General features: G+C 38.6%; 16 protein-coding genes. 13 read left to right on the forward strand and 3 right to left on the reverse strand.

Annotated elements, in window-relative coordinates; all coding sequences use genetic code 11:
- Positions 1-19 precede the first annotated feature (19 nt).
- The 4 genes from MQE36_RS11595 to MQE36_RS11610 all read left to right on the forward strand — a co-directional run bounded on the left by MQE36_RS11595 (position 20) and on the right by MQE36_RS11610 (position 4,190).
- Complete coding sequence (locus MQE36_RS11595) at positions 20-736, forward strand: hypothetical protein (RefSeq protein WP_242936138.1); 717 nt, start codon at positions 20-22, stop codon at positions 734-736.
- A 235-nt stretch (positions 737-971) separates the two neighbouring features.
- Positions 972-1,970, forward strand: coding sequence for a GntR family transcriptional regulator (locus MQE36_RS11600; protein WP_242936139.1), 999 nt, complete (start codon positions 972-974; stop codon positions 1,968-1,970).
- A 14-nt stretch (positions 1,971-1,984) separates the two neighbouring features.
- Positions 1,985-3,169, forward strand: coding sequence for a galactokinase (gene galK / locus MQE36_RS11605; RefSeq protein WP_242936140.1), 1,185 nt, complete (start codon positions 1,985-1,987; stop codon positions 3,167-3,169).
- Positions 3,150-4,190 (forward strand): UDP-glucose--hexose-1-phosphate uridylyltransferase, encoded by a 1,041-nt coding sequence (locus tag MQE36_RS11610; protein WP_242936141.1) that lies wholly within the window; start codon positions 3,150-3,152, stop codon positions 4,188-4,190. Before galK ends, MQE36_RS11610 begins: the two co-directional genes overlap by 20 nt.
- 47 nt (positions 4,191-4,237) lie before the next feature.
- On the opposite strand, the gene MQE36_RS11615 is transcribed toward MQE36_RS11610, so the two are convergent.
- A complete protein-coding gene (locus MQE36_RS11615; protein ID WP_242936142.1) occupies positions 4,238-4,837 on the reverse strand; it encodes a MarR family winged helix-turn-helix transcriptional regulator in 600 nt (199 codons plus the stop codon).
- Positions 4,838-4,920: 83 nt separating this feature from the next.
- Positions 4,921-5,154, reverse strand: coding sequence for a thioredoxin family protein (locus tag MQE36_RS11620; RefSeq protein WP_242936143.1), 234 nt, complete (start codon positions 5,152-5,154; stop codon positions 4,921-4,923).
- A gap of 274 nt (positions 5,155-5,428) precedes the next feature.
- Here MQE36_RS11620 and MQE36_RS11625 point away from each other — a divergent pair, with 274 nt between their 5' ends.
- The 3 genes from MQE36_RS11625 (at position 5,429) to MQE36_RS11635 (ending at position 11,290) form a co-directional block, all read left to right on the forward strand.
- Positions 5,429-6,343 carry a dihydrodipicolinate synthase family protein gene (locus tag MQE36_RS11625; protein ID WP_242936144.1) on the forward strand — a complete coding sequence of 305 codons (915 nt, stop codon included), beginning with the start codon at positions 5,429-5,431 and terminating at the stop codon, positions 6,341-6,343.
- A 76-nt stretch (positions 6,344-6,419) separates the two neighbouring features.
- Positions 6,420-9,770 carry a SusC/RagA family TonB-linked outer membrane protein gene (locus tag MQE36_RS11630; RefSeq protein ID WP_242936145.1) on the forward strand — a complete coding sequence of 1,117 codons (3,351 nt, stop codon included), beginning with the start codon at positions 6,420-6,422 and terminating at the stop codon, positions 9,768-9,770.
- An 11-nt stretch (positions 9,771-9,781) separates the two neighbouring features.
- A complete protein-coding gene (locus MQE36_RS11635) occupies positions 9,782-11,290 on the forward strand; it encodes a RagB/SusD family nutrient uptake outer membrane protein (RefSeq protein ID WP_242936146.1) in 1,509 nt (502 codons plus the stop codon).
- Between the two features lie 385 nt (positions 11,291-11,675).
- Here MQE36_RS11635 and MQE36_RS11640 read toward each other — a convergent pair whose 3' ends face one another.
- Positions 11,676-12,401, reverse strand: coding sequence for a FadR/GntR family transcriptional regulator (locus tag MQE36_RS11640; RefSeq protein ID WP_242936147.1), 726 nt, complete (start codon positions 12,399-12,401; stop codon positions 11,676-11,678).
- 179 nt (positions 12,402-12,580) lie between these two features.
- Here MQE36_RS11640 and MQE36_RS11645 point away from each other — a divergent pair, with 179 nt between their 5' ends.
- From MQE36_RS11645 to MQE36_RS11670, 6 genes are read left to right on the forward strand one after another with little or no spacing between them, the layout of a single operon-like run.
- Positions 12,581-13,753, forward strand: coding sequence for a n-acyl-d-glucosamine 2-epimerase (locus MQE36_RS11645; protein WP_242936148.1), 1,173 nt, complete (start codon positions 12,581-12,583; stop codon positions 13,751-13,753).
- A 7-nt stretch (positions 13,754-13,760) separates the two neighbouring features.
- The gene (locus MQE36_RS11650) at positions 13,761-15,365 is read left to right on the forward strand and encodes a sialidase family protein (protein ID WP_242936149.1); all 1,605 of its coding nucleotides are present in this window, start codon (positions 13,761-13,763) and stop codon (positions 15,363-15,365) included.
- Between the two features lie 7 nt (positions 15,366-15,372).
- Positions 15,373-16,134: a creatininase family protein gene (locus MQE36_RS11655; RefSeq protein WP_242936150.1), complete on the forward strand. Its 762-nt coding sequence runs from the start codon at positions 15,373-15,375 to the stop codon at positions 16,132-16,134.
- Position 16,135: 1 nt separating this feature from the next.
- Positions 16,136-18,181 carry a family 20 glycosylhydrolase gene (locus MQE36_RS11660; RefSeq protein WP_242936151.1) on the forward strand — a complete coding sequence of 682 codons (2,046 nt, stop codon included), beginning with the start codon at positions 16,136-16,138 and terminating at the stop codon, positions 18,179-18,181.
- Positions 18,178-20,829, forward strand: coding sequence for a sodium:solute symporter family protein (locus MQE36_RS11665; protein ID WP_242936152.1), 2,652 nt, complete (start codon positions 18,178-18,180; stop codon positions 20,827-20,829). Before MQE36_RS11660 ends, MQE36_RS11665 begins: the two co-directional genes overlap by 4 nt.
- Positions 20,822-22,327 carry a sialate O-acetylesterase gene (locus MQE36_RS11670; RefSeq protein WP_242936153.1) on the forward strand — a complete coding sequence of 502 codons (1,506 nt, stop codon included), beginning with the start codon at positions 20,822-20,824 and terminating at the stop codon, positions 22,325-22,327. Before MQE36_RS11665 ends, MQE36_RS11670 begins: the two co-directional genes overlap by 8 nt.
- Positions 22,328-22,379 lie beyond the last annotated feature (52 nt).

Consider the following 22,379-nt stretch of genomic DNA (forward strand, 5'->3'; position numbering starts at 1 on the left):
TTTTAAAATAGTTTCATACATGATTACAGCTGCCCTGATTGCGGCTGTTTTCTTCTCTCATATTTATTTCCCTTCCGAGGAAATAGAAGTTTCCGCAGCATACAAGGAGTTTTCGGCAAGCTCCGAAAAGGTCTCAGAGTTAAAAGAAAATATTTTGGATCTGTCTAATAGATTGGCTTTGGGGGTAATTTCAAAAGATGAGTTTGTTACCGAATATGGCATATTGAACAATCAGTTAAATGTAGCTTCAAAAAATAAAGAGATTAATGCTGAAAATTACAATAGAATAAGGGAGGAAAATAAAGTGGTTGGTTTTTCTTCCAGACATAAGTTCATATGGTGTTTCAGTATTGGTTTTGTGATTTTTACCCTGGCAATAGATATAATGATCAGCTCTGTAGTCATTAAAGATGTGCTTTTACGTCGGGGAAAATTTTTATTGGGTCTTGCTGGAGGAACCATAGGGGGCTATTTCATTACCTGGGTTTTCTACCCTGCCAACGATTTGCCTTTTTGGATGTATACGGTGATTATGGTTTTAGTGGGCCTTTTGGCGTCATTGTCGGCTTACTTTATAGGGAGTTTGGAGTCAAGAGAACGCTTAAAGGAAATGATAAGATATTTAACAAATGTTGTCTTCGTTGATGCCAAGAAACAATCAAAAGATGAATTGAAGTATATTAACGATATTTCTAAACCTACCAGGGACTATCTATATGAACAATCTCAGAAATAAATACCTCCTTCAACGGGGTCTAATTTGTATAGAAGTACAGGAGGCTTTAGACTTAATAGACTGTTTTTAATCCCGGTTTTAGGAGGAAACTTTTTGTGTTTATATGTCTGTTAGCTCAAATGATTCCCTATGACGCTTGTCGTTTTTTCTTGACTAGTACTGAATTTATCGGTAACAGCCGGAAATAAACCCTACCAGTTGCTACTAGTTGCTGTTGACTTCGTATCTTGGTACCATGGAAGTGATTAAAGTAGAAAACAACAAAGGGGTGCCGAAGTATAGACAGATAATCGAATCTGTCGAAGAGGCAATTCAATCTCAGGAATTGGAGAAGGGCGACAAACTACCGTCTATTAATAACATTAAGCAAAAGTTTTCGCTTTCAAGAGATACCGTTTTATTGGCATTTAACGAATTAAAAACCCGTGGGATCATTCAATCGATTCCCGGAAAAGGGTATTATGTAAAAAACACTTCCTTAGATGTCAGGAAACGCGTTTTTTTATTGTTTGATGAATTAAATGCCTTCAAAGAAGACCTGTATAATTCTTTTTTGCTCAATATAGAAGAAAATATAGAGGTCGATATTTATTTCCATCATTTCAATAAAAAACTGTTTACGAAGCTCATACACGATAGTTCGGGCAATTATAACTATTACATTATCATGCCTGCTAATTTTGAAGGAGTAGCAGATATAGTTTCAACCCTGCCCAATGATAAGGTATATGTCCTAGACCAGATTTCAGACGAATTATCATCATTTCCTGCTGTTTTTCAAAACTTTAAAAAAGATATGTATTATGGACTTGAAAAAGTGAGTAAACAGTTAAAACGCTATCTGGAAATCAAACTGATCTATAATCCGGATAAACAACCTCAGGGGATGCTTCAGGGGTTCGAATTGTTCTGTAAAAGTTTTGGATTGCATTATTCGCATTATAAGAATGTCGAAGGAGCCAAATTGAGTTACAAGGATGCAATATTGGTACTGGATGATAAAGATTTGATCGAAGTGGTCAAAATAGCCAAAATGGGGTCGTTGAAGATAGGAAGCGACATAGGGATCATCTCTTATAACGAAACACCGTTAAAAGAAGTTGTCGCGAATGGTATCACCACATTTTCTACGGATTTTAAATATATGGGGAAAACACTGGCAGAAATGATTACCGGAAATCAGAGAATGCAAATAGAGAACAGGAGCATAGTAATTAATCGAGATTCATTATAAATAAAAATATTACATTGAATAATACAATTGTCACAAATCTTAAGAAAGAGTTTATCAAGAGATTTGAAAGAGAACCACTTTTAATTGCCTCACCAGGCAGGATTAATTTAATTGGAGAGCATACAGATTATAATGATGGATTTGTAATGCCTGCATCGATAGATAAAAAGGTGTATTGCGCCATTGCAAAAAACAACACCATTAATAATTGTACCATTCATTCGTTAAGTTTAAAAGACAGTTTTGGTTTTGAACTTGGGCAAATAGAAAAGAATACTTCAAAAAACTGGATAAATTATGTCGTAGGGGTTGTCGACATCATAAATAAAGATCACCATTTAGATGCCGGCTTTGATATACTGGTTGATAGCGATCTGCCATTGGGAGCGGGTTTGTCTTCTTCCGCAGCTTTAGAAAATGCAATTGCTTTTGGAATTAACGACCTGTTTGAGCTTAACATCCCTAAAGAAGAGCTCATTTATATTTCTCAGAAAGCCGAACATGTGTATGCAGAGGTCGAATGTGGTATAATGGACCAATATTCATCGGTTTTTGGGAAGAAGAAGAACTTATTGCTTCTGGATTGTCAGACAATCACCTCAAAAGAAATCCCGGCTAAATTTGAACCATATGAACTTTGGCTATTGAACACTAATGTTTCTCATAATCTGGCCGATAGCGAATACAATAAAAGAAGAGAAGAATGTAGAGAAGCGATAAGGCTCATCAATGAACATTATAGAGCAGTAAGCAGTTTTAGAGATCTGCAACCGGAAGAAATTTCAAAGCTTAAAGAGATTCTTCCCGAAATTCTTTTTAAAAGGACTTCTTATGTTATAGAAGAAAACGATAGGGTACAAAAGGCGGCAGAAGCACTTAAAAATGACGATTTGGTCCTTTTTGGAAAGATGCTCTACCTTGCCCATGAAGGACAACAACTAAAATATGAGGTAAGCTGTAAAGAGCTTGATTTTTTGGTTGACTTCTCAAAGAAGTTTACCGAAGTCCTTGGTTCCCGGATGATGGGAGGAGGTTTTGGCGGATGTACAATAAACCTGATTCATAAAGATATAGCTGCATCGTATGTTTCGGAAGTTGCTGAAGCCTATCAAAAAGAATTTAATATAGCACTAACCCCGTTAAAAGTAAGTATCGATAACGGAACCCATATTTTAAAGAATGAAAACATCAATTTATAATAAACCACACAGGCGATACAATATTCTCACAGGAGAATGGATTTTAGTATCTCCCCACAGGACAAAGCGACCTTGGCAGGGGAAAACAGAAGACAAGGGAGAGACCAGAACAGTTACATACGACCCCTCTTGTTATTTATGTCCGGGAAATAAGAGGGCTTCTAGCGACCTGAACCCGGACTACGATGATGTTTATACTTTCACGAATGACTTTGCAGCCCTTTTGCCCGATGTTGAAACAGAAGAAGTTAATGACGGCTTGTTCAAAGCTGCTACGGAAAAAGGTATTTGCAAGGTAATTTGTTTTTCACCCGACCACTCGCTAACATTACCATTAATGAATGTAGAAGATATAGCGAAAGTAGTGCAGAAGTGGAAAGAAGAATATATAGAGTTGGGAAGTCTTGAAGCTATCAACAACGTGCAGATATTTGAAAATAAAGGACAGATCATGGGATGTAGCAATCCACATCCACACGGTCAGATTTGGGCACAAAGGTCAATTCCTGAAGAAATTATTAAAAAAACAGCAAACCAGAAGTCATATTGGGATAAAAATGGAAAAAGCATGTTATCGGATTATCTGGAGCAAGAATTAGAAGCAAACGAACGTATTCTGATCGAGAACGATCACTTTGTGGCTTTAATCCCTTATTGGGCAGTTTGGCCGTATGAGTCCATGATCATTCCAAAAAGGCACATGCAGGGCATTGATCAGTTATCTCATGATGAAGAGAAATCATTTGCGGAAGCTATAAAAGGACTGACAATCATGTATGATAATTTATTTGAGACTTCGTTTCCATATTCGGCAGGGATACATCAAAAACCGACAGATGGAAAAGAACATGATGAATGGCATTTTCATATGTCATTTTATCCACCGCTTTTACGATCAGCTACTGTTAAGAAATTTATGGTTGGATACGAAATGTTTGCGAACCCTCAACGTGATATTACCGCCGAACAAGCAGCAAAAACACTAAACGAACTTTCTGAGATCCATTATCTCAAAAGGTAACCACCAAAGTTTTGTTCTCAGGGGTTTGCTGTAAAGTAAACCCTTTTTTATTCACTGAATTCAGGACAATCCAGACGTATTTCTTGATTCTGTAACTGCTTTTCCATAAGAGAGCAATAATGCGTATCATTATTCTTTTTATAGTATTTACAAGCAAAACAAGTTCGCTGAACCTGAAGGATTCCGGAACGGTTTAGTTTATAGATCAACTCACTTAAGGTTTTAAACAGATCTTCAATCTGCTCTTTTTTAAGAGTGTCAATTTGAGCCTGAAGCGGTTGTGCGAAATTTATTGTAGGGTTAATGATCTGATGGCCGGAAGGGGAGAGCGCTATAGTGTAGCTTCTGCTATCCGTTTGTGAATGGTTTTTAATAATAAGCTCCTTTTTATGCAGAACCTTTATAGCATCACTGATGGTTGGTTTGGTAACATTAAACTCTTTAGCCAGGTGACTTATATTACAGAAGTCATCTCGGTGACTATCTATAAACAGTAAAAGCTGAATCTGTATGGGGCTCAAACCGGCTACTTTAGCCTTATCCCATAAAAGGGCTTTGTATACTTCTGAAATTCGCCCCAGACCAAAAACAATTTTACCGGAAATATCTTCTTGTTGGTACTCCGGATTGAATACATTTTTTTTCATAACACCAAACCTGCCGAGTTAGTTCCGGCAGGTAAAGTTAGTGAATTACACGTTAGGAATCCTAACAATTTTGATCAAAAAAATTAGTTTTTGAGATCGTCAAGGCTAGCCCCAAAATTTATATGAAGAACATGTCCCTTAGGGGTTACCAATGCAGGTACCGATTTAACACCTGCACTTTCAGCCTCTTTAATTCGAGTGGTTTCTTCCCCAAGATGAATAATATCCACTTGGGTCTCTCCGATGAGTTCAATGATGTCGTTCTCTGCACTTACGCATACCGGACATCCAGCGTGATAAAAAATTGATTTAGCCATTTTAATATGTTTAAGTTAAAATACAATGCAAATATAGTAAGGAATCCTAACTAAAATAAATTTACCTTTAATTTTAACATTCATTAATTTTAATGCGGTGCCTGCCGATGACTTTTAATTATAGTGAATCTATGATTTAAGAAAGCATGTTAAAGTCAATTTTTATTTCATTGGCAGCTAAAACTGAATATGAGGCAATTTCTTTGTTAAAAATATTGTGGGGTGATAATTTTTTATACATTTGTATATGTAATACATAATACAATATGATGCAATGAATTTGATAGCTGCTACTTATGCTCCGATGCATAGTGATTTAAGTCTAAACCTTGACGCTGTCAGGGAATATGGAGACTTTTTAAAATTTAATAATATAAAGGGAAGTTTTATAAATGGTTCTACCGGAGATTTTACTTCCCTGAGCACTAATGAACGCAAGGACATTGCTGAAGCGTGGAGCGCTCAAAGAATTCCTGGTTTTCAGGTTATTAATCATGTTGGTCATACTTCGCTGCTGGAAGCGGTTGATCTAGCCAAACATTCTGTTGGTCTTGCCGATGGTGTAGCAGTAATTGCACCGTATTATTTTAAGGTGCGAACCTTAGATAAACTGGTTGAATATTGTAAAGAAGTGGCAACGGCTGCTCCTGAACTTCCCTTTTACTACTATCATATTCCTGTATTATCAGGAACGCATTTCAATATGCGTGATTTTATTGAAATGGCTTCAGACCAAATTCCCAATTTCAGGGGAGTTAAGTTCACTCATAATGATTTTGTGGATTTTCAGCAATGCGTTCAATATAAGCATAGAAAAGATAGTGATCTGGAGCTCTTTTTCGGAATAGACGAGATGTTTGTGAATAGCATAGCACTTGGAGGATATGGATGGGTAGGCAGTACATACAATCATTTAGCCCCGCTATATCATGAGATTTATAAATCGTTCAACGAACAACAATATGAACGAGCCAACTTTTTACAGAACCTCGCTGTTCAGTTTGTACAGATACTTGACGGATACGGCGGATTTAACGGCGCAGGAAAAAGCTTTATGAAAATTTTAGGTATCGATTGTGGTCCGAGCAGATTCCCGCATCTGACACTTAGTGATGCCGATTTGAAAAGGGCGCAAATTGCTATGGAACAATCTGGTTTGAATTTTCATATGCTATCAATAAATCACTAAAAAATTTAAAAACATATGTAATACATAATACATTTTATTGCTAACCATCATTAATTATTAACCAAACAATTTTTTTATGAATTATTTATTGAGACAAATTCAAGTAAAGGTCCTGTCCATCAAAAAAGCCTTTGGGGCTCATGGAAAAAGGGTTTTTTGTTTTGCCCTGTTGTTTCTGGCGACAGGAATGTACGCACAAGAGAAGGAGCTGACAGGAATTGTTGCAGATGAGAGTGGAACACCTTTGCCTGGTGCAACGGTTCTAATTGAAGGGACTTCAAAAGGTACTCAAACCGATTTTGATGGTAATTTTATTATTACTGCAGATCAAACGGATGTTCTGATTATAAGCTATGTAGGCTATATAACACAAACGATTAAGGTAGCCGGCCAAATACGCTTTAATATAGTTTTGAAGGTTAATACCAATACACTCGATGAAGTCGTTGTAACCGGTTATGGAACACAGTCCAGAGCAAAACTAACAACTTCCGTATCTAAATTAGATACTGAGATCCTGGAGACATCCACACGATCTAACGCGGCTACTGCTCTGCAAGGTACGGTTGCCGGTTTGAGGGTCACAAATAATACCGGCCAACCAGGTTCAACACCAAGCATAGTTTTACGTGGGGGAACTAATTTTTCCGGAACCGCATCTCCTTTAATTCTGGTAGATGGAATACCGGGCTCTTTTTATGCTTTAAACGCAGATGATATTGAGTCTGTTGAAGTCCTGAAAGATGCGGCAGCTACTGCAATTTATGGAGCGCGATCTGCCAACGGAGTCATTTTAATCACTACAAAATCGGGTAAAGCAGGTAAATCCTCAATCAACTATAAGTATAAATTTAGTATGAATGAAGAGAGAAATGACCAAAAGTACCTTGGAGCAGAAGATTTTATAAACTACAACAGACAATCTATAGCCTGGTATAGGGAAACATGGAATAATCCTGGCGGATTCGGAGCATTTTTAACCGGAGGGAACAGTATGGGAATTGGAGGAAATGCAATAGACTCCCCTTTTACCACACAATTATTGACTCCTGAAAATGAATACCTTCTTAATCAACCGGGCTGGAGGTCAATTCCCGACGTTTTAGATCCTGCACAGCAGATATTGTTTTATGAAAATACTGAGGTAGCAGACAGAATTTATCAAGACAGCACTACAAAAGATCATTATTTATCTTTTAACGGGGGTAATGACAAAGGCACATATTATCTGGGCTTAGGGCTTTTAGATAATGAAGGCTTGATCCTTGACTCTGGATTTAAACGTTATTCAGGCAAGTTTGCAGGCACCTACAAGATCACAGATAACTTTAAAGTAAACGCTAATGTATTGTACTCACATTCAAACTTAAACCGAAGTCCTTTGGGGGGCGATGATACTGTATTCAGAAGATTCCAGGGGCAGGCACCTACATCCAGGACTTATAATAATAATCCTGATGGCTCATGGTCTGATGTTTACGCAACAGGTCAGAATCAAGGTTTTGGTAACCCGTTATACTATCAGGATAAATTTATCAGAAAAAATTTAGAGCAACGTTTATCAGCTTCTGTTGGTTTTGATTGGGAGTTTATGAACCATTTTACATTTTCATTGACCGGGAGTCATTTTACGATAAATAACCATAATGAAAGTTTTAATAAAGCTTTCAGAACAGGGAGTAGCGTTGATGGTTCGTTGAATGCAACACGAAATGCCTCGGTAAGTCTTGACCGAACATTAAGAAACCAGTTAACGGGTACCTTAAATTATACTAAAAGTTTTGGCAAACATAACTTTAATGCTTTATTAGGAGCAGAGTATTTTAAAGACAACTTCTATACGACCAATGCCGGTACCCGAAATTCTCCAACAGATTTAATAACAACGCTTAATGCTGGAGCTGAAGCAGATGGAATTCCATTTAGCTTTGAGACTGAATATGTGATCACATCGGCATTTGGACGGCTGTTGTATGATTACGACGATCGATACCTCTTTGGCTTTACTTTCAGAAATGACGGATCGTCAAGGTTAGGGAACAATAAATTTGGTTTCTTTCCAGGTGTGTCCATAGGATGGAATGCGCATAACGAAGAATGGTTTTCTGATGCCGCATTAAGTAATTATATAACCCGATTGAAACCGAGAATAAGTTATGGGGTTAACGGGAATCAAGATGTTTTAGGAGGAACTCAAAGAATCAGGGAGAATGATGTGCCTGTTAATTATCGAGTTTATGGATCATATGGAGATAGAGGGGTTTATAACGGAGCATCTGGTTTTGCTAGTGAGATTTTACCAACATTGGATCTTTTATGGGAAAAAGTAACCTCTTTTAATGTGGGGCTTGATCTTTCATTGTTCGATAACCGGCTTTCTTTTATTGCAGATGTATACTCTAGAGATATTAAGGACAAAATAGCGGATCTGACTTTACCGCTTTATACCGGTTTTTCATCAATACTGACCAATAACGGAACCCTGAGAAACAAAGGTTTCGAACTCCAGGTAAATGGAGATATCATCCGTAATGAAAACCTGACCTGGAACATAGGAGGTACTGTTACGACAAATAAAAATTATGTGGTAAATCTTCCGGATAATGATAATGAGCTGAACAGGCAGGGGGGGGGTCAAATTTACAATTCATCTACGGGACAAGAAGAATGGGTAGGTGGTCTGCAAGAAGGTCAACGTGTAGGTCTGGACTTGGTTGTCGCCTATGAACAAGACCATATTTATGCCAATCAGGCTGAAGCAGATGCAGATAACAACATCACTGATGAACTGATGCCATCGTTCAGCAGGAATAAACGTTGGGCAGGTGATGTAAAATGGGTAGATCAAAATGGAGACGGTATAATTAATACACTCGACAGAAAAGTGATTGGACGTACAACTCCCAGCCTGGTGGGGGGACTCAGTACAAGTTTAAAATATAAGAACTTCAAGTTATTTGTAAAAACAGATTTTGCTACCGGACATCTTGTATGGAACCATATCAGGGCCAAAGGATATGCACAGACCCAGGGAAATCTGAATCAACCCGCAGAAATATTAGACTCATGGACACCGGAGAATACGGATACCGACTGGCCACGTTTCGTTTTTGTGAACGGAGCCAGAAATGTGTGGAGAGGTAATGAAGGTAGTAGCTCTAATGACAGTAATAGTTTGTTGAACTCAGGGAATAGTAAATTTTGGGAAAAAGGCGATTACCTGGCTTTAAGAGAGATAACACTTAATTATAGTGTTCCGGCCCAATACTTTGGAGACGTGATCAACCAGCTGGATATCTTCATAACGGGCTCAAACTTACACTACTTTAAAAAATATAGTGGTGATACTCCGGAAATAGGAGGAATCCAGTACGGGGCGTTTCCACTACCTAAAACAATTACTTTAGGACTTAATGTAACATTTTAAATCTTAAGAGAATGAAAAAGTATATATTTATCATGTTTGCTGCCATAGCGTTAACAGCTTGTGAAAGCGAACTCGAACTCACCAGTCCGAGCGAACTGACAGCCCAGGGCTTTTGGGATACAGAAGAAGGGGCATCAGCTGCACATGCTGGTTTGTACGCAGATCTTAGATCAAATTACTCAACCTTATGGCTCTTTGGAGAAATCAGAAGCGATATCTGGGGAGGGAGAACTTTCGAATCTTCTTTTAATGTAGACTTAATAGAATCTAATATTACAGCTGCAACAGCACCGTTTGATTGGTTGAGCTTTTATGAGAGAATCCACAGAGTGAATGATTTTCTGAAGAATGTACCAGACATCGAATTTAGTAATAATGCAACCAAGCAGCATATGTTGGGACAAGCATACGGGTTAAGAGCATTTTACTATTATACCTTGTTAAAAACCTGGGGTGGTGTTCCTGTAATTACGGAACCTCTGGCTGATGTGAATCCTTCAGGATTAAGTAAAGCACGATCTTCACAAGCAGAGGTAATGGTCCAGGTTAAGACCGATATAGAAGCTTCTTTAAGCGCTTTCGGTTCTCAGAACTTTTTCGGAGATGGATCAATTTACTGGTCTAAAGCCGCTACATTGGCTCTTAAAGGAGATGTTTATATCTGGTCTGGTAATTTGATGGGAGGCGGAAGTCCGGATTTTAATGTTGCTAAGACAGCATTGCAACAGATTGCTTCTCTGGGGATGAGTTTAGAAAGTAGTATTCCTGATTTATGGGGAGTTGAAAATGAAGATAACAGTGAGTTTATTTTTACGCTGCAATACAAACAAGATGAAGCTTCAAATATCTATAACAGTTTTACGGGCAGGTCTACTGAAATACATGAGGTTTATAACGATAAAGGGGAGTTTATGGGGCCGTCAGGTATTGACTTTATTATCAATGGAGCTAATAGATATGGGCCTTCTGAAAAAACACTATTGTTAACAGACGACAATGATGATGCTCGTAAAGAGGCTACTTTTATCAGGCTGTTTGTAGATGATAACGGAGGAGCAGGTTATGATTCTTATGTCGAATCCCGGTATTACGGATCTGTGTTCAATAAATTCTTAGGCAGAATCGATGGGACACAGCGAATTTTTGAAAACGATGTTCCGGTATACAGGTATGCTGATGTTTTGTTGCTTTTAGCAGAAGCCAGAAACCTGTTGGGAGAAGACCCCTCAGGTGAAATCAATTTAGTCCGTGAAAGAGCCTATGGAGCTAATTACACCCCCATAGTTCACGCTTATTCCAATAGTTCACAAACTGATAATGCCAATGCTATTTTAGATGAAAGATATAAGGAGTTTGTTGGTGAAGGGAAAAGATGGTGGGATTTGCGTAGAGCGGGAAACAGCTTTGTGATAAATAATATAGAGTTCTTGTCTGCCGGAGATGAGTATAAGCTCCTCTTGCCAATTACACAAAATATGATAGGACGCAATCCTTTATTAGAACAAACACCAGGTTATTAATAAAAGTCAGGTGAACATTTGAATCATCCTTTGTAATGAGTTAGTTAGTTTTTATTGATTTGGTTGAGAAAGGGGACTGTAGCACAGCAGTCCCCTTTTTAGATGTTCTCCAAAATAACATGTAAATGTTTCGTCCGGATGATCATCCGGTTTACTCCTGACAATTTTCTTCAATGGTATAATGAATTGGTCCGGTAGCAGTTTACTCGATCATCGAGGTTTAAATGCTCCGACGCTTGTCCTTGTGAACTATTCCTGAAGGAATTTCATTGGACCTGCCCTTGTGAAATAGTCCTGACGGAATTTCATAGGGCTTGCGTCGAAATGTTTTTTAACTCTTTCTTTTAATTGCTAATGAGCTTTTTTTGAGGTAGCTGAATGTGTGCTATTTATTGTTCTTATAAAATACACGGTCAAAATGCGGTTCAAGATGTCTTCGCATGGCACTTCTGAATGTATCAGGAGTTCCGACTTTTAAATTATCCAGCAGCATGCGATGCGTGACAAATTTGCCCGAAGAGTATTCATAATTTGCATCATTTTTAAATTCCTCTTGTTGATACAAGTACTCAAATACGGGTAACAATAAATCCTGAAAGCGTTGTAGGGTAGTATTTTTAGAGATCTCGTAAAGCTTACCGTGAAAAGCAATCTCTTTGTCAAGAGAAAAAACAGTTTTGTCATAACTGGAAGCCTCTTCTGCCTCAACTATTTTTACCAGTTCCTCAATATCTTTTTCTGTCTTGTATTCAAACAGGAAGTCTGCCATGCCCATTTCCAGAATCAGGCGCAATTCAAAAAGACTTTTTAATGTTTTTTGGCCTAATAGGTTCGGATCGAGAATCCTTTCAAAATTATTGATAATATCAGGCTCTTTGAATGTCATCCCTTTGTGCTTTTTTGATTCAATAAAGCCTAAGGTTCTTAAACGTAATAAAGCTTCTCTGACAACCGTACGGCTCACACCCAAAGAATCAGACAGGTCAAGTTCTTTTGCAATAGGATCTCCCGGCTTTAAATTATTTTCTTTAAAATACTGCATAAGCCGGAGCTCCACTTTGTCGACTAATGAAAGCGTATCTATGGGCTGAATCTTATTTATTTTTTTCATACTGTTTATGCCTTGGTACATTTAATTTGGACTCTCGATATGCGAGAGCACCTCACAAAAATAATATAGTTATTATAAGTAATATTAGAATTACATGACTTTTATGTATTTAACAAAAATAATGCTCGGTTATCAAAAAGAATTCTATATTTTTGTTTTATGTCATACATAATAAAGTTATGAATTATTCTCAATATTATAAAAATAAACTTTTAAAAGATGTTATTCCCTTTTGGGAACAACACTCTGTCGACTACAAAAATGGTGGATATTATACCTGTTTGTCGAAGAATGGAGGGGTTTACGATACAGATAAATTTACTTGGCTACAAGGTAGACAGGCATGGATGTTTGCGGTACTATATAACAATGTAGAACACAAAGAAATATGGTTGGATATAGCAGAAAATGGGGTTGACTTTTTGAGAGACCACGCTATGGATGCAAACGGAAATTTCTATTTTGCAACTACCCAGGACGGTAGACCACTAGTGCAACCCTACAATATTTTTTCGGATTGTTTTGCAGCCATGGCTTTTGCTCAGTATGCCAAAGCTTCAAAAGATGAAGACTATAAAGAGTTAGCCAGAAACACGTATCTTAATATTTTAAAAAAGAAAGACGGTCCGAAAGGAAAGTACGAAAAAAGAACAGGTGTAAGGCCCCTTAAAGGGTTTTCCTTACCCATGATTTTATCTAATTTAGTGTTGGAGTTGGAAGATGTGTTAAGTCAAAAAGAGGTGGAGGAGACCATTGATTTTAGTGTGAATGAAGTCATGAATGTTTTCCTGCAAAAGGATTCCGGCCTGATTCATGAAAACGTAAATCCGGACGGCTCTTTTTCTGATAATTTTGAGGGAAGATTGCTTAACCCCGGACATGGTATTGAGGCTATGTGGTTTATGATCGATATCGGAAGCAGGAAGAACGATGTCGGTTTGATCAATAAGGCTGTTAAAACCATACTAACAATACTGGAGTATAGCTGGGATAAAGTGTTTGGCGGGATATATTATTTTATGGATGTAAAAGGTTGTCCGCCGCAACAACTGGAATGGGACCAGAAATTATGGTGGGTACATTTGGAAACCTTGGTAGCATTGGCAAAAGCTTTTGAGCATACAGGAGATCGAAAGGTTTGGGAGTGGTATGAAAAGGTGCATAGTTATGCCTGGTCTCATTTTGCCGATCCCGATAACGGAGAGTGGTTTGGTTATCTGAATAGAGAAGGAAAACCATTATTAACCCTCAAGGGAGGGAAGTGGAAAGGGTGCTTTCACGTTCCCAGAGCCATGTATCAATGTTGGAAAACTTTCGAAAAAATAGAAGAATCAGCTAATTTAAAATTCTAAATACGTAATGAAGTTTATATCTATATTATTAACTGTAGTATTTGTTGCTTTTACCTCTTGTAACAGCAATCGGATATCAAACGAAATAGCAGAAGCGGTTAAACCTTCCGAAGTAAATCAATTTATTTTACCTGTATTGGTAAATAAGGAGAAAAATAAAATTCTTAAATTCAGCTTAACTGTTGATGAACAGAAGATCGCAGACAAATTGCCTCCGGTGAAATCAATACGGGTAAATTTTAACGGAACAACAGACTTAGAGGATATTGGAGAAGCTGCTGTTTATTATGCTACGACAGATAATTTTAAGGAAGCTGCTTTGCTTTCTTCGGTATCTGACGTGTCTGAAGAAGTTAGTTTTGATGGAAATTTAGACTTGGAACCAGGAGATAACTTTTTCTGGTTGTCTGTTAAATTAAACGGAAGCCCTGAGCTAAGCAATAAAATTAAAGCGGTTCCTGAAAGCATAGAATTCAACAACGCTGGTGTACTGAATCTTTTAAATGAATCGGCTCCAGCTCAGCGTTTGGGGATGGCAATAAGAAATAAATTCGATGATGATGTTGATACATTTAGGATTCCCGGATTAACAACAACCAAAGACGGAACATTAATCGCAGTCTACGATATCAGATATAACAGTGCAGTTGATCTTCAGGAAGATGTAGATGTAGGGATGAGCAGAAGTACGGACGGCGGACAAACATGGGAGCCCATGAAAGTAATTATGGATATGGGAGAATATGGCGGTTTGCCACAAGATGAAAACGGAATTGGCGACCCCGCAGTATTAGTAGATAAAAATACCGGAACAATATGGGTAGCAGCCTTGTGGTTACATGGTCATAAAGACAAAAGGGCATGGTGGGCATCAGATCGGGGATTGACACCGGAAGAGACCGGCCAGTTTATGTTAGTGAAAAGTGAAGATGACGGGCTAACCTGGTCAGAACCCATAAACATAACACGACAAATAAAAAATCCGGACTGGAAACTGTTTTTTAACGGCCCCGGAATGGGGATTACCATGAAGGACGGAACGTTGGTGTTTCCTGCCCAATTCAAAGACAAAGAATCCATACCCCATTCCACTATTATTTACAGTAAAGATGGAGGAGAAACATGGAAAGTGGGTACAGGAGCAAAATCGGAGACTACAGAAGCTCAGGTAGTTCAGCTTACCGATGGAAGTTTAATGTTAAACATGAGAGACGATAGAAACAGAGCTGGTAGAAAAGATGCTCAGAATGGACGTTCGATTGCCGTTACAACCGATTTAGGAGCTACCTGGACCGAACACAGTACCTCCAGAAAAGCCTTGAAAGAGCCGAACTGTATGGCCAGTATTATAGGAGCGGAAGTGAAGGATAAAGGACAGGTTTTATTCTTCTCAAATCCAAATTCAAAAACAAACAGAGATCATATCACCATAAAAACAAGTTTTGATGATGGGCAAACATGGCCTGAAGAACATCAGATCGAATTGTATGAAGAATCAAACTATGGGTATTCATGCTTAACCAGGATAGATGAGGATTATCTGGGAATTTTGTATGAAGGCAATGGAGATTTGTATTTTCAGAAAATTGCCATTGAAGAACTGATAAAATGAATAAAATATGAGACCTTTTGTGTTAGCCGAAACTAATTGGAAGAAAGTAAAAGATCAGAACTATGAAGTTGCCGTATTACCTTGGGGAGCTACCGAAGCACATAATTATCATTTACCATATGGAACCGATAATTTTTTGGCAGAATCAGTAGCTGTAGAAGCTGCATCAAAAGCTTGGGATAGGGAAGCGAGACTTATAGTACTGCCTGTAGTTCCTTTCGGGGTTAATACAGGCCAGCTGGATGTTTCCCTGTGTATTAATATGAACCCTAGTACCCAGTATGCAGTTTTAAGAGATATTGTACAGGTGCTGCACCTGCAAAACATTCATAAACTCGTCATCGTCAATGCACATGGAGGTAATAATTTTAAACAAATGATTCGGGAACTCAGTCTTGAATTTCCTGATGTTTTTGTATGTGCTTTAAACTGGTGGCATGCCGGCGATGCGAAAGCGTATTTTGATGCACCCGGAGATCATGCAGGTGAACTCGAAACTGCAATGATAATGCATTTGTTTCCCGAGTTGGTCTTGCCCCTGGAAGAAGCAGGTAAGGGAGAAGCAAAAGAATTTACCATTAAGGCCCTGAGAGAAGGTTGGGTGACAACCCAGCGTAAATGGACTTCCGTTACTAAAGATACAGGTGTAGGGAACCCTGAAAAAGCGACTGCCGAAAAAGGGGCTGCCTTTTTTGAAGCAACGACGGATGCTATTGCTGAATTTCTGACAGACCTGAATCATACAGCGCTACAATACTTTTACAAATAATATGAAAAAGCTATTTCTTGTTTTAATACACGCGCTGTTTTTAATTAGTTTTTCAACAAAATCAAATGGACAAAACACAAGTTTTGAAGTAAACTATACTGCTGAAGAACTTCACGCGGCTCCGGTTAAATTAATACCATTTCCTCAACAAGTTGTATGGGGGTCAAAGGCGATTAGTTTTTCGGACTTCAAGGTACTTGCAGATAACATATTAGACGATAGTATAATTTCCGAACTTGACCGTATTTGTAATGAGTTTGGAATTGAGCAATCTAAACGATCAAAAACAACCATTGTTTTTGTCACAGATAAAGAACTCCCGCAGGAAGGTTACGTACTGGACGTTGAAAAAAATAAAATAACCATCAAAGCATCTGATGATGCCGGAGTATTTTATGCGTTACAAACCATACGCCAGCTTATTTCCGGTAGTAATGGCAAATCTAAAATTCAGCTTTGCGAAATTAAAGATTGGCCAGTATTTCCTGTCAGGGGTTATATGGTTGATGTTGGGAGGAATTTCCAGGGTTTGGAATTGCTTAAAGAACAGCTTGATGTGATGGCGAGTTACAAACTCAATACATTTCACTGGCACCTGACAGACAGGCCTGCCTGGAGAATCGAAAGCAAGGCTTATCCTGAATTAACTCAGGCCGAAAATCATCGTCCCGGCAGAGATCCGGGAGAATTTTACACCTATGAGGAAATCAGAGCGCTTATTTTGTATGCAAAAGATAAGCAAATACAGGTAATACCAGAAATTGATATGCCAGGGCATAGCGATTCCTTTGTAGCGGCTACAGGCCTTAAAATGGAATCTCCTGAAGGGATGAAAATTCTCGAAGAGGTGCTAAACGAGTTTTTTGAAGAAGTTCCCAAAGAACTTTGTCCCATAATTCACATTGGTTCCGATGAAGTAAGAATAGATAACCCTGAAGAATTTATAACCAAAATGGTTGGTATTTGTGAAGCTAACGGGCGCGAAGTGATTATCTGGAACCCCGGACTTCCTGCCAACGATAAGGTTATCAGGCAAACATGGAAGCCGGATCATATAGAGGAAAAGACCTATAAAGAAATTGATTCATGGAATAATTATATCAATAACGGAGACCCTTTTGTTCATATATCAAAACTATTTTTTAAGCCCATAGGAAAAGGATCAACGAATAAGGTACAAGGCGGTATTTTATGTATGTGGCATGATGTTAACCTCGACAATGAGGGTGACTTTATTAAATTTAACCCGGTATATCCGTCGGTTTTAACCTATGCATGGAAAACCTGGACCCATGATGTCAAAAAAACTTCTAAAGAATACTTAACTGAAATACCCCTTTCAGGAACCCTGGAGCATGCTTATTTTCAGGCTTTCGAAAAATACCTTATGCATCATAAAGAAAAATATTTTTCCAGTAAACCGTTTCAGTATGTAGAACAATCTCAAAACCAATGGAAACTGATAAAATTAACCGATTCGCTTTCCGTGGATATGAATATACTTCGAGATAAATTCGGTCAAGAGGATCGTTATAAACGAGCCAATGGTAATACCATCTATATAAAAGATAGATTTAAGCTCGGCGGTTATTATCCCGACGCTAAGCCAGGCGAGACATGTTATGTCATAACGTACATTTACTCGGATAAAATAAAAACGATACCAGTATGGATAGGTTTTGAAACGCCTTTTAGGGCCAACAGAATATATGGGGGAATACCCGATCAGGGAGAGTGGGATGCCCATGGAGGTAATGTGTGGATCAATGGAGAAAACTTACCGGCTCCTGAATGGGAAAACCCCGGGTGGAAACCATCAAAAACATCTGGATGGGGAAGTCCTGAAGATCAGGAAATCCCGTGGAGAGATGAAGAGCTATACTGGACGAGAAAACCGGTAAAGCTTCTTTTAAAGAAGGGCTGGAATGAAATTCTTATCAAGGTTCCGGGAACTAATGATTACCAAAACTGGATGTTCACCTTTGCACCGTTAGATAGCGAGGACGGGAAAATAAGCTTGTCACCCGATAAAAACAATACAAAATGATATCAGATTCCGGCTCATTTTTCAAAATACATGCCAGGATGCGGTTATTCCTGTTGGCTCTGTTGTGTACATTTACAAATACAGTGTTTTCGCAGGAGAATTCTACAAACAATGTTCAGGTTACCGGCATTGATGAAATCCCCTCGATAGAGAAGAAGGAGAAGAGCCCGGGTTATGCAGGAATGCTGGGAGGTATGCATAACAATATTATTATTGCTGCCGGAGGGGCTAACTTTCCGGGAGGAATGCCGTGGGAAGGAGGAAAAAAACATTGGTACGACCACATATATTATTATAAAAATCAACAGTGGAAACTATCAAATATTAAACTTCCAATACCCCTGGCATATGCAGGTTGTGTGTCTACCGAAGATGGAATTGTTTGTGTTGGTGGAGATAATAGCGACGGGATTGCAAATAAGGTACTTCTTTTAAAATACGATGTGACAAGAGCAGCTATAAATATCGAGGAAATACAATCTTTGCCCGAACCCCTGGCTTATACAACGGCTGTTCATGCAGAAGGATTTATATATCTCATCGGAGGGAAGAATAAAAATGGCAGCACGAACAGTTTTTATAGAATTGACGATAAACTGGCCGGCGGGTGGGAAAAACTAGACGATTTTCCGGGAGCTCCGCGTGCTGTTCATTCGGCTGTGGTCCAGGAAAGTTCCTTTTCAAAAAAGATCTATGTAATTGGGGGCAGGAATGAACGGAAAGGAGAAAAATCTATAGCCTTATCCAGTTACCTCTCTTATGATTTAAAAGAAGGTGTATGGAAGGAAGAAGGAGATGTCATTGTAAGCGGAAATAAAAAAGTACTGATGGGGGCTGCCGCAGAAGCAAAAGGTTCCATGCATGTATTGATATATGGCGGCTCAGATGAGAAGCTTTTTGATAAATTAGAACAATTGTATCTAAATGAAATTAAAGCAGCGCACGATACTGTAAAATCAGATTTAAGCAATCAAAGGAAGGAGATCTTAAAGAACCATCCCGGATTTCAAAAAGAAATTCTGGCGTATAATACCATCACCGGGAAGTGGTTTTTATACGATAGCCTGCAAGTTCAAATCCCCGTAACCGCATTAAGCTTTAAACATAATGATGACTTTATAATCGTATCCGGCGAGGTGTCACCGGGTGTACGAACCCCTAAAGTGTTTAAATATAGATATCAGACGGATGCCAATAGGTTTGGTTGGTTAAATTATACAGTGCTGGTATTATATTTAATGATATCACTGATCATAGGCTTCTATTTTTCCAATAAACAAAAGTCTACCGACGATTATTTTGTTGGAGGAGGTAGAATTCCATGGTGGGCTTCAGGCTTAAGTGTTTTTGGTACCTTGCTGAGTGCGATTACTTTCATGGCAATACCGGCCAAAGCTTTTATTACAGACTGGTCCTATTTCTTCTTAAATATGGCGGCGATAGCGATAACACCGCTTATAGCGTTTCTTTTCATCCCATACTTCAACCGGTTAAAAATAGCTACGGCTTACGAGTTTTTAGAAGATCGATTTAATTATCTGGCCAGGGTTTTTGGAAGTTTGTCTTTTATCCTTTTTCAGCTGGGAAGAATTGGGATCGTCTTATTATTACCGTCTTTGGCCATTTCAATAGTTACAGGTATTTCCGTTGAAGTAAGTATTCTGATCATGGGGATTATTTGCATCGTTTACACCACATTCGGAGGAATAGAGGCCGTTATCTGGACTGATGTTTTACAAGTAATTGTACTCCTAGGAGGGAGCGTGGTGGCTGTTGTGTGGATTTTACAGCATACAGATATGCCGTTTTCAGAGATGATTTCCTATGCGGAGCGCAAGCGCAAGTTTAATCTTGCCAACATGAACCTTACTTTTACCGATACAACATTTTGGGTAGTTTTTATCGGAGGTCTGGCATCGGCTATGGTCACGCAGGGAACAGATCAAACCATTGTACAACGTTATTTAACCAGTACGGATGTTAAAGATTCACAAAAGACCTTGTATACAAATGCCATACTAACCCTTCCTGCTACGATTATATTCTTTAGTATCGGAACATTGTTGTATGTTTTTTACACGGAAATGCCGGAAAAACTATCTCCGGTGATTTCCAATAACGATTCCATATTTCCCTGGTACATAGTAAATGAACTTCCGGTAGGCATATCAGGGTTATTGATAGCCGGTATTTTTTCTGCTGCCATGTCAAGTATCAGCAGTAGTTTAAATTCTGTTTCAACAGCTTTCTGTAATGATTTTTATAAACGGTTTAATCCTGCTAAGGGAGATTTAAAGCTCCTTAAAGTTGCTCGGTTGGTTACCGTAATAACAGGAGTGATCGGAGTCGTACTGGCCTTGTGGATGGCTAACTCAGGCATTAAATCACTGTGGGATCAGTTTTATACCTTCCTGGGACTATTCACAGGAGGGCTGGGGGGTATGTTCCTTCTCGGAATGCTCACTAAAAAAGCAAATGCCACCGGAACCTTAACAGGCTTGGCATGTAGTGCCGTTTTTATATGGTATGTCAGTGTATTTACGGAGATCAATTTTTTAATGTTTACCCTGTTAGGGGTGGTTTCATGTTTTATACTGGGCTATGTTTTCAGTCTGATATTCAAAAACAACACGAGGAGAAATGAATAAAAGACTTTTAATATTACTTACAATGGTATTCTTTACTGTGGAGGTATATAGCCAGCTGTCGATCAATAAGATCTTTACAGACCATATGGTTTTGCAGCGGGGAGAACCATTGACCATATGGGGTAAGGGGAAGCCCGGAGCTGAACTTAAGGCTTCTTTCGGTAATAAAACAGTTACGACTAAAGTAGTGGCAAATGGAATATGGAGTTTGGAGTTGCCACCTCAGAAGCCCAACAGGTACGGGCAAAAGTTAAGAGTGTATTCAGGTAATGAAGAAATAGTACTTAATAACATTCTGGTAGGCGATGTGTGGTTGTGTGTAGGGCAGTCGAATATGGAATGGCCGCTAAAGCAAGAAAAACATTTCAAGCAAGAACAAAAGTATGCCGATCAGCCTTTATTGCGATTTTACAATCCGGACTTTACAGGTAAATATGTTTATGGAGTAACCTATAATGATTCACTTCTCAATCGGTTAAACACAGATGAGTTTTATCATAGAACAAATTGGGAGCAGAGCAATTTAAAGTCAGCTTCGACGATGAGCGCTGTAGGATATTATTTTGGAAGTAAGATCATTAAAGAACAAAATATACCTGTTGGCCTGATTAATTTAGCGATAGGAGGAGCCCCGATTGAAACTTTTATCGATAGAAACATACTGGGGAATGATGCCAGGTTTTCTGGGAAGGTAAAAGGGGATTGGTTAAGTAATGATGCACTTCCGGAATGGGTACGGGAAAGGGGAACTCATAATGTGGGTAATGTAAAAGTCATTTATAAAGACTCATTAGGTCCGAATCATGCCTATAAGCCCGGATTTGCTTTTGAATCGGGAATTAAATCATTAACTAAATTCCCAATTAAGGGACTGCTTTGGTACCAGGGAGAGAGTAATGCTCAGGAACCTGAAAGAGTAACAGAATACAAAGAACTACAGAAATTAATGCTCTTTGATTATCGTAAAAGGTGGAAAAATCCTGATATGCCTTTTTATTTTGTACAGCTTTCATCAATAGACACGCTTTACTATAAGGGCCAGCTATGGCCGGAATTCAGAAACAAACAAAGAAGGTTTATGAATGAAACAAAAATGACAGGTATGGCTGTTTCATCTGATATAGGAGCCAAGAATGATGTTCATCCGCGCGATAAGAAAAATGTCGGAGAAAGACTGGCACGATGGGCATTAAAGGGTGTGTATAAGATGAAAGTACTTCCTTCTGGACCATTGGTAAGAAAGGTCAGGTACAGACAAGGAAAGTTATATATATTCTTTAATCATGCCGGAAAGGGGTTGACAACCTTCGGAAAGGAATTGAGGGGGTTTAGCCTTGATAACCTTCCGGTGAAAGCAAAGATTAAAGGGCGTAAGATCATTATAGAAACAACGATGAAACCAACATATGTTTATTATGGATGGCAACCTTTCAGTAAAGGAAACCTGTATAATAAAGAAGGACTGCCTGCCTCTTCATTTAAACAAAGAATCCGTTAGCGGGCACAGGTACTTTATGGTAGTAACGTACCCCGGAGCATTTTAAATTTTG

The organism is Zhouia spongiae, from assembly GCF_022760175.1.
Taxonomy (GTDB): Bacteria; Bacteroidota; Bacteroidia; order Flavobacteriales; family Flavobacteriaceae; genus Zhouia; species Zhouia spongiae.

Bases quoted from the DNA above. Each gene is read 5' to 3' on its own strand.
- MQE36_RS11595 (WP_242936138.1), top strand. From the start codon at position 20: ATGATTACAGCTGCCCTGATTGCGGCTGTTTTCTTCTCTCATATTTAT.
- MQE36_RS11600 (WP_242936139.1), top strand. From the start codon at position 972: ATGGAAGTGATTAAAGTAGAAAACAACAAAGGGGTGCCGAAGTATAGA.
- MQE36_RS11610 (WP_242936141.1), top strand. From the start codon at position 3,150: ATGAAAACATCAATTTATAATAAACCACACAGGCGATACAATATTCTC.
- MQE36_RS11615 (WP_242936142.1), bottom strand. From the start codon at position 4,837: ATGAAAAAAAATGTATTCAATCCGGAGTACCAACAAGAAGATATTTCC.
- MQE36_RS11620 (WP_242936143.1), bottom strand. From the start codon at position 5,154: ATGGCTAAATCAATTTTTTATCACGCTGGATGTCCGGTATGCGTAAGT.
- MQE36_RS11625 (WP_242936144.1), top strand. From the start codon at position 5,429: ATGAATTTGATAGCTGCTACTTATGCTCCGATGCATAGTGATTTAAGT.
- MQE36_RS11630 (WP_242936145.1), top strand. From the start codon at position 6,420: ATGAATTATTTATTGAGACAAATTCAAGTAAAGGTCCTGTCCATCAAA.
- MQE36_RS11635 (WP_242936146.1), top strand. From the start codon at position 9,782: ATGAAAAAGTATATATTTATCATGTTTGCTGCCATAGCGTTAACAGCT.
- MQE36_RS11640 (WP_242936147.1), bottom strand. From the start codon at position 12,401: ATGAAAAAAATAAATAAGATTCAGCCCATAGATACGCTTTCATTAGTC.
- MQE36_RS11645 (WP_242936148.1), top strand. From the start codon at position 12,581: ATGAATTATTCTCAATATTATAAAAATAAACTTTTAAAAGATGTTATT.
- MQE36_RS11650 (WP_242936149.1), top strand. From the start codon at position 13,761: ATGAAGTTTATATCTATATTATTAACTGTAGTATTTGTTGCTTTTACC.
- MQE36_RS11655 (WP_242936150.1), top strand. From the start codon at position 15,373: ATGAGACCTTTTGTGTTAGCCGAAACTAATTGGAAGAAAGTAAAAGAT.
- MQE36_RS11660 (WP_242936151.1), top strand. From the start codon at position 16,136: ATGAAAAAGCTATTTCTTGTTTTAATACACGCGCTGTTTTTAATTAGT.
- MQE36_RS11665 (WP_242936152.1), top strand. From the start codon at position 18,178: ATGATATCAGATTCCGGCTCATTTTTCAAAATACATGCCAGGATGCGG.
- MQE36_RS11670 (WP_242936153.1), top strand. From the start codon at position 20,822: ATGAATAAAAGACTTTTAATATTACTTACAATGGTATTCTTTACTGTG.